The sequence below is a fragment of the Roseicyclus marinus genome, from assembly GCF_036322625.1.
Lineage (GTDB): Bacteria > Pseudomonadota > Alphaproteobacteria > Rhodobacterales > Rhodobacteraceae > Roseicyclus > Roseicyclus marinus_A.
The window spans coordinates 1448693-1462105 of sequence record NZ_AP027266.1 but is presented as its reverse complement, the minus strand read 5'-3'; the positions used below and the strand labels follow the sequence as shown (position 1 = coordinate 1462105).

General features: G+C 66.6%; 17 protein-coding genes. 3 read left to right on the top strand and 14 right to left on the bottom strand.

Going from position 1 to position 13413, the window contains the following annotated elements; translation table 11 throughout:
- Positions 1 to 74: 74 nt before the first annotated feature.
- Positions 75 to 1220, top strand: a complete 1146-nt coding sequence (locus AABA51_RS06990) for an OmpP1/FadL family transporter (protein ID WP_338275830.1) — start codon at positions 75 to 77, stop codon at positions 1218 to 1220.
- A gap of 66 nt (positions 1221 to 1286) precedes the next feature.
- On the opposite strand, the gene hflX is transcribed toward AABA51_RS06990, so the two are convergent.
- From hflX to AABA51_RS06945, 9 genes are all read right to left on the bottom strand, one after another.
- Entirely contained in the window at positions 1287 to 2537 is a 1251-nt protein-coding gene (hflX, locus tag AABA51_RS06985; RefSeq protein ID WP_338276481.1) for a GTPase HflX, read from the bottom strand.
- 50 nt (positions 2538 to 2587) lie between these two features.
- Entirely contained in the window at positions 2588 to 2821 is a 234-nt protein-coding gene (hfq, locus tag AABA51_RS06980; protein ID WP_277822891.1) for an RNA chaperone Hfq, read from the bottom strand.
- Between the two features lie 135 nt (positions 2822 to 2956).
- Positions 2957 to 3457, bottom strand: coding sequence for a potassium transporter TrkG (locus tag AABA51_RS06975; RefSeq protein WP_338275827.1), 501 nt, complete (start codon positions 3455 to 3457; stop codon positions 2957 to 2959).
- Positions 3412 to 4479, bottom strand: a complete 1068-nt coding sequence (locus AABA51_RS06970; protein WP_338275824.1) for a hypothetical protein — start codon at positions 4477 to 4479, stop codon at positions 3412 to 3414. Before AABA51_RS06970 ends, AABA51_RS06975 begins: the two co-directional genes overlap by 46 nt.
- 4 nt (positions 4480 to 4483) lie before the next feature.
- Complete coding sequence (gene trkA, locus AABA51_RS06965) at positions 4484 to 5860, bottom strand: Trk system potassium transporter TrkA (RefSeq protein WP_338275821.1); 1377 nt, start codon at positions 5858 to 5860, stop codon at positions 4484 to 4486.
- A gap of 90 nt (positions 5861 to 5950) precedes the next feature.
- The gene (locus tag AABA51_RS06960) at positions 5951 to 6547 is read right to left on the bottom strand and encodes an HNH endonuclease (protein WP_338275818.1); all 597 of its coding nucleotides are present in this window, start codon (positions 6545 to 6547) and stop codon (positions 5951 to 5953) included.
- 199 nt (positions 6548 to 6746) lie between these two features.
- On the bottom strand, positions 6747 to 7415 hold the full coding sequence (locus tag AABA51_RS06955; protein WP_338275816.1) for an alpha/beta hydrolase: 669 nt from the start codon (positions 7413 to 7415) through the stop codon (positions 6747 to 6749).
- Positions 7412 to 8050, bottom strand: coding sequence for a DNA-3-methyladenine glycosylase family protein (locus AABA51_RS06950; RefSeq protein ID WP_338275814.1), 639 nt, complete (start codon positions 8048 to 8050; stop codon positions 7412 to 7414). The genes AABA51_RS06955 and AABA51_RS06950 overlap by 4 nt, the downstream gene beginning before the upstream one ends.
- Positions 8047 to 8808, bottom strand: coding sequence for an RNA methyltransferase (locus tag AABA51_RS06945; RefSeq protein WP_338275811.1), 762 nt, complete (start codon positions 8806 to 8808; stop codon positions 8047 to 8049). Before AABA51_RS06945 ends, AABA51_RS06950 begins: the two co-directional genes overlap by 4 nt.
- Positions 8809 to 8935: 127 nt before the next feature.
- Between AABA51_RS06945 and AABA51_RS06940 the strand changes: the two genes are divergently transcribed.
- Positions 8936 to 9565, top strand: a complete 630-nt coding sequence (locus tag AABA51_RS06940) for a thiamine phosphate synthase (RefSeq protein WP_338275809.1) — start codon at positions 8936 to 8938, stop codon at positions 9563 to 9565.
- 75 nt (positions 9566 to 9640) lie between these two features.
- Here AABA51_RS06940 and AABA51_RS06935 read toward each other — a convergent pair whose 3' ends face one another.
- The 3 genes from AABA51_RS06935 to AABA51_RS06925 all read right to left on the bottom strand — a co-directional run bounded on the left by AABA51_RS06935 (position 9641) and on the right by AABA51_RS06925 (position 11575).
- Complete coding sequence (locus AABA51_RS06935) at positions 9641 to 10471, bottom strand: lysophospholipid acyltransferase family protein (protein WP_338275807.1); 831 nt, start codon at positions 10469 to 10471, stop codon at positions 9641 to 9643.
- Complete coding sequence (locus AABA51_RS06930) at positions 10468 to 11238, bottom strand: GNAT family N-acetyltransferase (RefSeq protein WP_338275805.1); 771 nt, start codon at positions 11236 to 11238, stop codon at positions 10468 to 10470. The genes AABA51_RS06935 and AABA51_RS06930 overlap by 4 nt, the downstream gene beginning before the upstream one ends.
- Before the next feature lie 151 nt (positions 11239 to 11389).
- Positions 11390 to 11575, bottom strand: coding sequence for a DUF3553 domain-containing protein (locus AABA51_RS06925; RefSeq protein ID WP_338275803.1), 186 nt, complete (start codon positions 11573 to 11575; stop codon positions 11390 to 11392).
- A 28-nt stretch (positions 11576 to 11603) separates the two neighbouring features.
- Between AABA51_RS06925 and AABA51_RS06920 the strand changes: the two genes are divergently transcribed.
- Entirely contained in the window at positions 11604 to 12227 is a 624-nt protein-coding gene (locus AABA51_RS06920; RefSeq protein ID WP_338275800.1) for a histidine phosphotransferase family protein, read from the top strand.
- Positions 12228 to 12239: 12 nt separating this feature from the next.
- Here the strand turns inward: AABA51_RS06920 and AABA51_RS06915 are convergent, their stop codons facing one another.
- Both AABA51_RS06915 and gmk read right to left on the bottom strand, forming a co-directional pair.
- Entirely contained in the window at positions 12240 to 12758 is a 519-nt protein-coding gene (locus AABA51_RS06915) for a gamma carbonic anhydrase family protein (protein ID WP_338275797.1), read from the bottom strand.
- The gene (gene gmk, locus AABA51_RS06910) at positions 12755 to 13411 is read right to left on the bottom strand and encodes a guanylate kinase (RefSeq protein WP_338275795.1); all 657 of its coding nucleotides are present in this window, start codon (positions 13409 to 13411) and stop codon (positions 12755 to 12757) included. Before gmk ends, AABA51_RS06915 begins: the two co-directional genes overlap by 4 nt.
- Positions 13412 to 13413: the final 2 nt, after the last annotated feature.

Below are 13413 nucleotides of genomic sequence, written 5' to 3'. Positions count from 1 at the left end.
AGAATTGACCACCCGCCCCGCCTCTCCGCTTATGCGCAGAAGGACGAGAGAACGGGACCACGGGGAGGATATCCATGTATCGTTTCGCAGCCGCCACCGCGGCGCTTCTGGCCAGTACCGCCATCGCACAGGCCGGTGGGCTTGATCGCAACCAGACCACAACAAGCATTCTGTTCGAATCCGGCACCTACGTGGAGCTTGGCTACACGAACGTAAGCCCAAGCGTCTCCGGCGCGCTTGCTTCCAACGGCACGCCCTCGGGCGATATTGCGCCCTCCTTCGGCTATGCCACGCTGGGCTATCACCACGACGTCAACGATACACTGTCCTTCTCCTTGATCGTCGACGCACCCTATGGCGCGGATGTGTCCTATCCGGGCAGAGTGGCAACAACCGGCTATCCTTTCGCCGGATCGCGCGCCGAGGTTCGCAGCCAGCAGGTGACCGCAGCCTTGCGCTACCAGTTGACCGACAGTGTCTCGGCATATGGCGGCATCCGCGCCCTACGTCTTCAGGGCGAAGCCGACGTTTCGGCGGCGACCTCTAACGCGGGCGGCTTCAATTACACGCTCCGTGCCGAAAGCGATTGGGAATACGGCTACATGCTCGGTGCAGCCTACGAAATTCCCGAGATCGCGATGCGCGTCGCGTTGACCTATTTCTCGGACATCGAGGCAACCCTGACGGGTACCGAAGGGGCTGCGACCGTAGGCCTTGCTGCACTCAACCAGCCAGTTCCCGCTGCAAACATCAGCCCGACGAGCTTCAAGGTCACGATGCCGCAGTCCGTGCTGCTCGAGGCACAATCGGGCATCGCCGAAGGGACCCTGCTTTTCGGTTCGGTGCGCTGGACCGACTGGGAAGGCTTCCAGATCCGTCCCAACAGGTATCCCGCCGGATCCCTCGTATCCTACACGGATGATGTCTGGACGTGGAACATCGGCATCGGGCGCCGCGTGACCGAGGAACTCGCACTTTCCGCGACCCTTGGCTACGAAGCCGAGCAGGATGGCTTCTCAGGCAACCTCGGGCCGACCGACGGGCGCCTGTCGATTGGTCTGGGTGCCGAATACACCGTCGGCGCCATGTCCATCGCGGGCGGCATCCAGTATTCCATGATCGGCGATGCGCAGACGGCAAATGCCGCCAATACGCTTCTGGCCAACTTCAACAACAACGATGCCTTGGCCGTCGGGATCCGGATCGGGTATCAGTTCTGACCACACGCCCACCGCGACAAACCTCGAACCCCGCGCCACCGGCGTGGGGTTTTTCCGTTCCGCCCCTCACAACCGCCGAAACGCCTGCGCCTGTCGGTCGGTCCAATGCACATTGAGCCGGGTCTCCCCCTCGCCCGCTGCCTCTCCCTCGACCACGCCTTGGGCGAACAGCCAGGCCCGCCTGCGCCCGTCGCCATGGGGCAGCACCACCTCCGTCCGGTGACGGGGCGGCGACAGCGTCTCGCCCACGGCGGAGAGCATCTCGGCCACCCCCTCCCCGGTCAGGGCCGAGACCGCGAAAACCCCCTCGCGCCGCGCGGCCATGGCGCGCAACGCCTCTGCCGCCTCGGGGGCCACACGGTCCATCTTGTTCCAGACCTCGATCATCGGCGCGGTCTCGGCCACGCCCAGATCGCGCAGGATGGCGCGCACATCGCTTGCCTGTTCCTCGGTCTCGGCATGGCTGATGTCGCGCACATGCACGATCAGATCGGCGTCCAGCACCTCTTCCAGCGTCGCGCGGAACGCCGCGACCAGCTGCGTCGGCAGATCGCTGATGAAGCCCACCGTATCGGACAGGATCACCTCGGTCCCGTCGGGCAGCGCCACCGCCCGCATCGTGGGATCGAGCGTGGCGAACAGCATGTCCTTGGCCATCACCTCGGCCCCGGTCAGATGGTTGAACAGCGTGGATTTCCCCGCATTCGTATAGCCAACCAGCGCCACCACCGGATAAGGCACCTTCTTGCGGGCCTTGCGGTGCAATTCGCGCGTCTTGACCACCTTGGCCAATTGCCGCCGGATACGCGTCACCGCCTCGTCGATGGCGCGGCGGTCGGCCTCGATCTGCGTCTCGCCCGGACCGCCGACAAAGCCCAATCCGCCCCGCTGCCGCTCAAGATGGGTCCAGGCCCGCACCAGCCGCGTCCGCTGATAGCTCAGCGCCGCCAATTCCACCTGCAACACGCCCTCGCGCGTCGCGGCCCGGTCGGCAAAGATCTCGAGGATCAGCCCCGTCCGATCCAACAGCTTGACGCCCCATTCCTTTTCGAGATTGCGCTGCTGCACCGGCGTCACCGGCCCGTCGATCAGGACAAGCCCGACCTCCAGCTCCGTGATCCGCTCCTTCAGCTCGGCGATCTTGCCCGATCCGAACAACAGCCCCGGCTGCGCCTTGGGCAGGCGCACCACCTGCGCCTCCGCGACCTCCAGATCGGGAAGCGCTGCGGCCAGCGCCACCGCCTCCTCCAGCGCAGGCCCCGGGTCACGGCGGTCGCGGTCGGACTTGATGTCGGGATGCAGGACAAGCGCGCGCATCGGCCCCTTGGCCGTGGCGTCACCGTCGCGCGCGGGCGTTGACGTTTCCGTCACTCTTCCCCGTCATACAGGTTGATCGGCTGCGCCGGCATCACGGTCGAAATCGCATGCTTGTAGACCAGCTGGCTCTGCCCGTCGCGGCGCAGAAGCACGCAGAAATTGTCGAACCACGTGATCACGCCCTGCAACTTGACCCCGTTGATCAGAAAGATCGTCACGGGCACCTTCGTCTTGCGGACATGATTGAGGAATGCGTCCTGAAGATTCTGTTTTGTTTCGGCCATTTCGTTGTTGCCTTCTTGAGGTTGGGCTGCCGGTCGTCGGGCAAGGTCTCGGTGAGCAATCCGCGTCAATACCTATTGTGTGCCGATATTTGTGTCCAAAGATCAACCCCCAGCCATGAAAATGGCCCCGTGTCGCTAGTTCCGCCAGAACCCCGGTGACAGCACCGCAAGGAAAACCAGCGATTCCATCCGCCCCACGATCATCGCGGCGCACAGGATCATCTTGGTCGCATCCCCCAGCGCCAGGTAGATCACCGGATCGGTCCCCGCCACGCTTGCGAGCGGCCCGCAGGTCGCCAGCGCCGCGATGGCCAGCATCAGCGCCTGTTCGAACGGCAGGCCCGTGGCCGTCAGCGCCAGCACCACCACCGCGATCGAGGACAAAAACAGCATGAAGAAAATCCATGCCACGAAGGCCCCCTCGCGCCGGATGCGCCGCCCCAGCCGCCCCGCACCCGCCACCGAATGGGGATGCACCAACCGCTCGATCTCGCGCGCGCCATGCTTGTAGAGCGCATAGACCCTGAGCAGCTTCAGCCCCCCCGCCGTGGTCGCCACCCCGCCCCCCATGATGGCCACGCCCACAAGGATCAGACCCGAGGTTTCCAGCCCCGACCAGCTTTGCGCGCCCCCCAATGGTCCGACACGAATCCCGTCGTCGTCAGAAAGGACAGGACGGTAAAGACACTGCCCCAAAGCGCCGTCAGCGCGCCGTCCGCATTGGCCAGCTCGTCCACCTCATAGGCGCCCAGCCAATGACGCATGAACAGGAATGTGGGCAGCACGACCACTGCGAACAGCGCCAGCCGCACCTCCCGGTCATGCGCCACCCGGTCCAGCGCCGCCATCCCGAACCCGGATGTGAAACTCCGCCGCGTCAGCGCAAAGACGAGGAAAAGCGCGATCAGCATCTCGCCCGGAACGCCCGTCTCCGTATCCTTGAAGCCGCCCGTGGCCAGAATGCCCGAGGTCGACAGCGTCGACATCGCATGGATGACCGCATGCAGGGGCCGCTCCCCCGCCAGCGCCAGACCCAGCGCCAGAACCACGGTCAACCCCAGGTAGATCGGCGCCAGCACGCCCGCCTGCCGCCACAGCCGTTCGGCCGGCGCCGCCGCCCGCATCTGCCCCGATTGCGGCATGCGCTGGCCGATGGCATTGGCCTCCGACGTCACCTCGAACCCGCCAAGGTTCAGGGGGGCAAGGATCGCCATCGCCGTGACCCAGGTCAAAAGCCCGCCCAGCCAGCCCACCGTCGCGCGCCACAGATGCACCGTATCGACCAGCCTGAGCGGCTCGAAAACCGGCGCGCCGGTCGTGGTCAGCGCCGACACCATGTCGAGATAGACATTGACCGCCCGCGTGTTGCCGATCACCTCGAACATCGGCACGCCCAGGATCACCGGCAACCAGACATAAGATGCCAACAGCGACACGAGGTATTTCTGGTCGCTGTCGACCCGCCCCCTGGCCCAGCCCTGCGTCGCAAAGCCCAACAGCGTCGCAAGGATGGCCACAAGGATGCCGGTGTAGAAAAACACCCGCGCCGCATCATGGTCGCGCACCGCCAAGCCGTAGACCGACGGCACCAGCATCGCGCCCGCCGCCGCGAACAGCAGCACGACGAAAAACGGCAGGTTGCGGAAATAGCCCCCCATCGGCTCAGAAGAAATCGATCGAGACCTGAAGCAGCGTCTCGACCGCCGGAACATCGGCGGCCAGCGCAAAGATCACGATGCTGTCACCTTCCTCCAGCCGCAAGGACCCCGTGGGCCGCATCACCTTGCCACCCTTTTGCACGGCGGCGACCAGCGCGCCTTCGGGGAAATCGATCTCCCGGATCTGCCGCCCCGCGATGGACGAGGTCGACAGGACCTGCGCCTCGATCACCTCCGCCTCCGCATCCCCGATGGAATAGACACCGCGCACCCGCCCATGGCGGATATGGCGCAGGATCGAACTGACGGTCGAGGCGCGGGGGTTGATATGCGCGTCGATCCCAAGGGGCCCCATCATCGGCAACAGCGTCGGGTCATTGACCAGCGCGATGGCCAGCCCCGCCCCCGCCGATTTCGCGCGGACCGAACTCAGCAGGTTCGTCTTGTCGTCATCGGTCACGCACAAGACCGCATCGACCCGTTCGACCCCCGCCTCGCGCAGGATATCCATGTCGAGCCCGTCGCCGTTCAACACGATGGTCCGCTCCAGCGCATCCGCCGCCACCTCGGCGCGCGCGCGCGATTTCTCGATCACGCGGGTGCGCACCCGGTCCGTGCCCTGCTCCAGCGCGCGGGCCACGTTCAGCCCCACATTGCCGCCGCCGATGATCAGCACCCGCTCGGGCCGCTTGGCCGTCTTGCCGAAAATCTCGAGCGTGCGGCCCACATCCTGCGCATGGGTAAAGACATAGATCTGATCGCCCGCGAACAACTGGTCGCCCGGTTCCGGCGCGAACAGCTTGCCCTTGCGCCTGACCCCCACCACGATGGCCCTGAGCGTCGAAAACAGCTCCGACAATTGCCGAAGCGGCGTGTCCAGAACCGGGCAATCCGCGTCGAGCTGGATCCCCAGCATCTTGGCATCGCCCGACAAGAACGTCTCCGTGTCGAATGTCGCGGGCGAGCGGATGCGCGCAAGGGCGGCCTGCGCCACCTCCTCCTCGGGCGAGATCACCACGTCGATCGGCAGATGGTCGCGCCGGTACAGATCCGAATAGATCGCATCCAGGTAGCTGCGCGCGCGCAATCGCGCGATCTTGCGCGGCACCGCGAAAACCGAATGCGCGACCTGGCAGGTGACCATGTTCACCTCGTCCGAAAAGGTCGCGGCGATGATCATGTCCGCATCCCGCGCGCCCGCCTTCTCCAGCACATCCGGGTAGGAGGCAAAGCCCGTCAGCCCCTGCACATCCAGCGTCTCGGTCGCCCGGCGCACCAGTTCGGGGTTGCTGTCCACAACCGTCACATCGTTGTTTTCGCCGGAAAGATGGCGCGCGATCTGCCAGCCGACCTGGCCCGCGCCACAGATGATGACCTTCATGAACCGTTCGTCCCTTCGGCCGCGTCACGCGCCCTGACTGGCACGCAAGCAACCCAAAGGTCAATCCACATGCAACGGTCCGCCCCGCCCTCAGGCTTCCAATTCGCTGTCCCAATACAGGAAATCGAGCCAGCTTTCATGCAGATGCCCAGGCGGAAACTTCCGCCCCATGTTGCGCAATTCCTCCGCCCCCGGCTGGCGCGGCGGCTTGCGCAGGCTCAATCCCGATTGGCGCAGGCTCTTCGACCCCTTGTGCAGGTTGCACCGCGAACAGGCCGCCACCACGTTTTCCCAGCTCGTCACGCCGCCCCGCGCGCGCGGCACCACGTGGTCAAAGGTCAGATCGCCCTTGGCCCCGCAATACTGGCAGGAAAATTCGTCGCGCAGAAACAGGTTGAACCGGGTAAAGGCCACGCGCTTTTGCGGCTTCACGTAATCCTTCAGCACCACGACCGACGGAATGCGGATCCGCATCGAGGGCGAATGGACGAAAGCATCGTACTCCGCCACGATCTGCACCCGGTCGAGCCAGGCCGCCTTGATCGCTTCCTGCCAGGGCCAGAGCGACAGGGGATAATAGCTCAGGGGACGGTAATCGGCATTCAGGACCAGCGCGGGGTGGCTTTTCAGCGCGCCCGGTTCGCGCACGAACTGGGTCCGAAATTCGACCTCGGTGGCTGGTTGCATGAGTGACTCCGATCCCGCCCTGTCTGCCCGCATTCCCGGCACCAGAGCGGGAGCACCCCGCTCCAGCAACGATTCCACTATATCTAGCCTTTTCGATCCGGCAAGCCTTACCAGATGCTGTGGCCCGACAGGTTCGGGATAGCCGCCCAAGCTGACAGTTTCGTGACGTTATCCACGAGATCGCGGGACGCAGGGCCGGTCAGTCGAGCCCGAAGCGTTCCCGCAAAAAGGCCAGCGCCACCGACAGGCCATCGGGCGCGATGCCATGGGCCGTGCCCTTCATCACATGGGCATAGACCTCGCTCCAGCCCGCGCCCTGCAACGCCTCCGCCGCGGCGGGCAGCGACGAGATCGGGACGACATCATCCTGATCGCCATGGATCAGCAGAACGGGCGGGCGCACCACCACCTCGTCGACGAGCGTCTCCGGCGCGAGGAGACGGCCCGAAAAGCCCACGACGCCGGCAAAGGCCTCGTCCCTGCGCGGCGCGACATGTAGGCTCATCATCGTGCCTTGCGAAAAGCCCACCAGCGCCACCTGTTCGGGGATCATGTCCGCCTCGACCATCACCCGGTCGAGAAAGGCATTCAGATCATCGGCGGCCCGCGCCAGACCTTCGGCCGCTTCCTCCTCGGACGATCCGTCGATCCAGGGGATCGGGAACCATTGATAGCCCATCGGGTTCATCCCGCAGCGTTCGGGCGCATTGGGGGCCAGGAACATCGTGTTGGGCAGATGCGGGGCCAACGGTTCGGCCAGACCCAACAGGTCCTGCCCATCGGCCCCGTAGCCATGCAGGAAGATGACCATGCTGTCGGCCTCGCCCGAGGCGGCCTCGACGCGCCCGAAATCCAGTCCCTTGCTCACAGCACACCCTCCCGGCTCGTGTCCAGACGGTAGTAGGCCCAAAGCGCGCAGGCGGCAACCGCGCGCACGGGCGACCAGTCTTCGGCCATGGCGCGCAACCGCGCCTCGCTGGGCCGCGCGCTCAGGCCAAAGGCGCGGGCAGCCGCCACCTGCAAGGCCAGATCGCCCGCCGGAAAGGCATCGACATGCCCCAGCGCGAACATCGCGTAGATCTCGGCGGTCCAGCGCCCGATCCCCGGCAAGGCGACCAGCCGTTCCACGACGACATCTGTCGGCTCCGACCGCAACCCCGCGTAATCAAGACGCGCCTCCGCCAGCGCCCGGATATAGCGCAGCTTGGGCCGCGACAGCCCGCAGGCGCGCAAATCCTCGTCGGACGCGGTCAGAACCGCGCCCTCTTCGGCATAGCCCGCCGCCTCGAGCCGCCCGAGGATCGCCGCCGCCGAGGCGGTCGAGACCTGCTGGCCCACGATGGCCGCCAGAAGTGCCGCAAACCCATCGGGCCTGCGCCGGAGCGGCAAGGGGCCTGTTTCCGCGAGAATGGGGGCAAAGCGCGCATCGCGCGCCACCAGAACGGCCGCCCCCAGCCCCAGATCGGCCTCCGTCTCGATCCGGTCGGGGGGCGCGAGGCTCACCCCTTGGGCCTCTTGCCCTCGGCCCAGCGGACCATCTGCCGGAACATGCCGTGAAAGGTCTGCACATCGGCCCGCGTCAGCGGCAAGCGCCCCCAGATCTGGCGCAGGTTTTGCCGCATCGCAGGCGCCTTGCCCTCGGGGAAAAAGAACCCCGCCTCCGTGAGCCGCGTCTCGATGTGATCGCCAAGCGCGGCCAACTCCGCCCCGGTGGCGAAATCGGTGCCCGCCATCTCCATCACCTCGGGCGGCGTGGTGTCGCCCGCGCGGCGGAATTCATAGGCGCACAAAAGCACGCATTGCGCGAGGTTGAGCGAGGGGAAATCCGGGTTCACCGGGACCGAGATGATCGCATTGGCCCGCGCGATATCGGCGTTTTCCAGCCCCGCGCGCTCGGGCCCGAACAGCACCGCCACCTTGCCGCCCGCTTCCAGCATCGCGCGCGCCTGCTGCATGGCGCGTTCGGGCGTGACGATGGGCGTGGTCATGCCGCGCGGGCGTGCCGTGGTGGCAAAGACATAGGTGCAATCCCCGATCGCACCCGCCACATCCTCGTAAAGCCCCGCATGGTCCAAAAGCCGCCCCGCGCCCGAGGCCAGCGCCACCGCGCGCTCGTTGGGCCAGCCGTCGCGGGGGCTGACCACCCGCATCCGGTCCAGTCCGAAATTCCACATCGCGCGCGCCGCCGCCCCGATGTTCTCGCCCATCTGGGGGCGGACAAGGACGAAAGCGGGCTGGCGGGTGTCTTGCATGTCACTCATGGCTTGGCCGATACCGCGCGGCAGGCGTCGGGGCAAGAACCCCCGCGCTGATCGCGCCTGCGAGACGCCAGTTGCCCAAATGCGCCCGCCCCGTTATCACCCGCGCCACCAGCAAGGGGCCAGATCCATGTCCGACCGCGACCAGAGCGACCAGCCGAACCTCTATCTCGTCACCCCCACGCGGTTCGAGATCGACGCCTTCGCCCCGCGCCTTGCCGCGATCCTCGATGCCGAGCCCATCGCCTGCCTGCGCCTTGCCCTCGCGGTCGAGGACGAGGATGATCTCGCCCGCGCCGCCGATGCGCTCCGCGAGATCGCCCATGCCCGCGACGTGCCGCTTGTCTTGTCGAACCATGCCGGCATGGTCGAGCGTCTGGGCCTTGACGGCGTGCATCTGACCGACGGCTCCCGCTCCGTCCGCGCCACGCGCAAGGCGCTCGGGGCCGATGCCATCGTGGGGGCATTCTGCGCCGCCTCCCGCCATGACGGGATGACGGCGGGCGAAACCGGGGCCGATTACATCGCCTTCGGCCCCTTGGGCGAGAGCAAGCTGATGGAAGGCCCCCGCGCCGAGCATGATCTCTTCGCCTGGTGGTCCGAGATGATCGAGGTGCCGGTCGTCGCAGAAGGCGCGCTGGACGTGGCGCTTGTCGAGGCTTTCGCCCCCGTCACCGATTTCTTCGCCATCGGTCCCGAGATCTGGCGCGAGGAAGATGCCGTGGCAGCCCTCCGCGCGCTCATCGCGCCGATCCGCTAGCGGGCAACGCGATGGGGGGCTCTGCCCCCACGGCCCTTGGCCGTTCCCCCCGGGATATTTTCGAAACAGAGAAGATCACTCCGCCAGAGCGGCGTAGAAGCCTTCGCGCACCATGGCCTCCGCCGCCGCCGACAGGCGCTTGCGGTCGGGATGATCGGCGACCCTGAGGGGGGCGTGATAGATCACCTCCACCCGCCCCTGCCGCGCGGCGGCCAGCGTCGACAGGATCGCGGGCGCCAGCGGCATATCCCCCCACCAGCCGTAAAAGCGGGGATCCTCCCCCTCGGGCGCATGGTAGACCAGGGTCACGGGCTGCACCTGCAACAGATCGCGCAACCCGTCAGAGAGAAAGGCCTGAAAGAGCGTGGGCTTGAAGGGCAGGATGCGCCGCCCGTCGGTCGATGTGCCTTCGGGAAAGAACAAGAGCCTGTGGCCCGCCCTGAGCCTCTCCTCGAACAGCCGCGTCTGCGCCTGCGCCTGTTTGGGGTCGCGCGCGATGAAGACCGTCCCCGTCCCCCGCGCCAGCCAGCCGATGCCGGGCCAGCCCGCAACCTCCGCCTTCGCAACGAAATAGAGCCGCTTGGAGGCGTTGAGCACGAAGATATCCAGCCATCCCACGTGATTGGCCACATAGGCCCCCGGCCCCTGCATCGGCGCGCCCCGCACGACCAGCTCAAGCCCCAGGATACGGCACGAGACCCGGCAGACGACTTGCGTCAGATGGGGTGTCACCGGGCGGTTCAGGCCAAAGATCAGGCGTTCGGGCACCCGGAGCAGCAAAAGCGCCGGAAAACAGACCAAAAGCAGCGCGAGGATCGCGCCGCCACGCAGCGCCACGCGCCCCAGATCGCCCGGACCAAGCCGGCGCGCCGGGGGCGGGGCCGCCTCCCGCCAGCCCTCGCTCACGCGCCCCCCCGCCGATAGATCGCGCGGTGCTTTTCGGGGATCAGCGCCACATCCATCACCAGACAGACATCGATGCAGTTGAACTCCCGGTCGAGATAGGCCCCCTGCCCCACGAAACCGCCCAGCCTCAGATAGGCCTTGATCAGCGCAGGCATGGAACGGATCGCGGCGGGCCGGTCGAGATCCGCCTCCGCCACGGCATCCATCGCCAGGAACCCTTCGGACCGCGCCACGGGCCGGATCGCCTCCGGCGCCAGGTGGCGGTGGTGCAACAGCGACAGGGGCCCGGCCAGGGGCGCGGGGTCAAGCCCGTGAAAACTCGCAACCCCGAACATCACCTCGATCCCGTGCTGGGCGATATACTCGGCCAGCCCCGCCCAAAGATGCATCATCGCCGTGCCGCCGCGATAGTCGCGATGCACGCAAGACCGCCCCAGTTCCAAAAGCCGCCGCCCCGAGGCCCGGAGCGGCCCGAGGTCATATTCCCCCTCGGAATAGAATTGGCCCGCCGCCGCCGCCCCTTCGGCGCGCATCACCCGGTAAACGCCGATGACCTGCTCATCCTCCGCCCTGCGGCGGTCGAGCAGCAGCAGATGGTCGAAATGCGGATCGAACCGATCCGCCTCCAGCCGCGCGGCGTGATCGACCATCGGCCCGTCCCCGCCCAGCTCGGCCACGAACACCTCGTAGCGCAGCCGCTGCGCCGCGCGCAGATCGGCATCGCTTGCGGCCAGACGCAGCTCGAAATGATCGTCGTCGATATCCATGCGCGTTCCGCTGTCACCCCTCAGGCCCGCGCCCCTTAGCAGGAGAGGACCCGCTTGCAAACTGCGCGCGAAAGGCAGGCGACGATGTTAAACCCGTGTTAACCTCCGCTCCGCTAGGGTCAGCCAAGCAAACCCGCGGGGACAGGATGGGTCAGTCGAGAAACACCAGCTCCAGCGCCACGCGCGCGCCATCCAGCACCAGCTTGCCCGCATTCTCGAAATTGATCGTGATGCGCCCGCCCACGTTGGATTGCACCTGCCCCAGCCCCCAATCGGGCTGGTCGGGGCAGCGCACCAGCATCCCCGGCTCAAGGATCGAACTCAGATCGCCCGCCATGATATGTCCCGCCTGAAAGGATTGCCTGATGAATGACCAGTCCCCGCATGGCGACCAGACGCTGGCGGACCTGATCGGGTCGCGCCTGTGCCATGACCTCGTAAACCCGCTGGGCGCGATCGGCAACGGGGTCGAACTGATCGAGATGACAGGTTCGGCGCAGGGCCCGGAAATGGCGCTGATCCGCGATGCGGTGCGCGATGCGCAGGCGCGGCTGCGCTTTTTGCGCGTGGCCTTCGGCGCGGCCGGGGCCCGCCAGATGATGAGCGCGCGAGAGGGGCGGGAAACCGCCCTCGCGCCTTGGCGCGACAGCCGCCTGACGCTCGATTGGGCCGTGACCTGCGATCTTCCCCGGCTCGATGTGAAACTGGGCTACCTGATCGCGCTTTGCGCCGAAACCGCCCTGCCCATGGGCGGCACCCTGCGCCTTGCGCTGGACGGGTCGGGCCACTGGCAGGCGCAGGCCCAGGGTCCGCGCCTGTCGCTTGATGAGGATCTCTGGTCGGTGTTGCGATTCGGAATGGCCGCCGCCGGCCGCCCCCTCCGCCCGGCGGAGGCGCAGTTTCCCACCCTCCACGCCACCGTGACGCCCCTGGAACGGACGATCAATTACGTGGCCAAGGATGACATCCTGACCATCGCCACCGCCTGAGCCCTCCGGCCCTCAGACCGCGACAAGCCCCGCACGGAACCGCCGCATCCGGTCACGGTAATGCGCGGCCGAGGCCAGAAGCTTGTCTTGTGCTGCAGCATCCAGCTCGCGCACCACCTTGCCCGGCATGCCCATCACCAGGGATCCATCGGGGATCACCTTGCCCTCGGGGATCAGCGCACCCGCCCCGATCAGGCAGCCCTTGCCGATCACGGCCCCGTTCAGGATCGTGGCCCCCATCCCCACCAGCGACCCGTCCCCGATGGTGCAGCCATGCAGCATCGCCTTGTGCCCGATGGTGCAATTGCGGCCCACCGACAGCGGATAGCCCATATCGGTGTGAAAGACGCAGTTTTCCTGCACGTTCGAGCCCGCGCCGATGCGGATTTCCTCGTTGTCGCCGCGCAAGGTGACACCGAACCAGACGCTTGCGCCCTCCTCCAGCACCACGCGGCCGATCACATGCGCACCGGGTGCGACCCATGTGTCCTCGTGGATCTCGGGGGCGATACCGTCGAGCGCGTAGATCATTCTTCCTCCTCCCGGAATTCGTCGTGCAAGTTCAGCACATGGGCGGCCAGTCCCGGCTGCTGCTCGCGGCGCAGCCTTTCGGCGCTGACGATGGTCTTGAGCCTGTCGAAGGTCGCGTCCAGATCGTCATTGACCAGCACGTAATCATAGCCGTCCCAATGGCTGATCTCGTCCCAGCTTTTCAGCATGCGCTTGGCGATCACCTCGGGCCCGTCCTGCCCCCGGCTCACCAGCCGCCGCTTCAGCTCGGGGATGGAGGGCGGCAGGATGAAGATCGACAGCGTATGCCGCCCCAGCGCCGAATTGCGGATCTGCTGCGCACCCTGCCAGTCGATGTCGAAGAGCACATCGCGCCCCGCCTCGATGGCCTCCGCCACGGGGGCCATGGGCGAGCCGTAGAAATTCCCGAAGACATGGGCATGTTCCAGCATCGCGCCTTGGGCCACCATGCCCTTGAAATCCGCCTCGCTCAGGAAATGGTAATCCGTGCCATCGACCTCCCCCGGGCGCGGCGGGCGCGTGGTGGCCGAAACCGAAAAGCGCAGGGATTTGTCCCAATCCATCAACCGCTTGGCCAACGTGGATTTTCCCGCGCCCGACGGCGAGGACAGGATGATCAAAAGACCCCTTCGGGACAGGCTGGCAGCGGCCATGA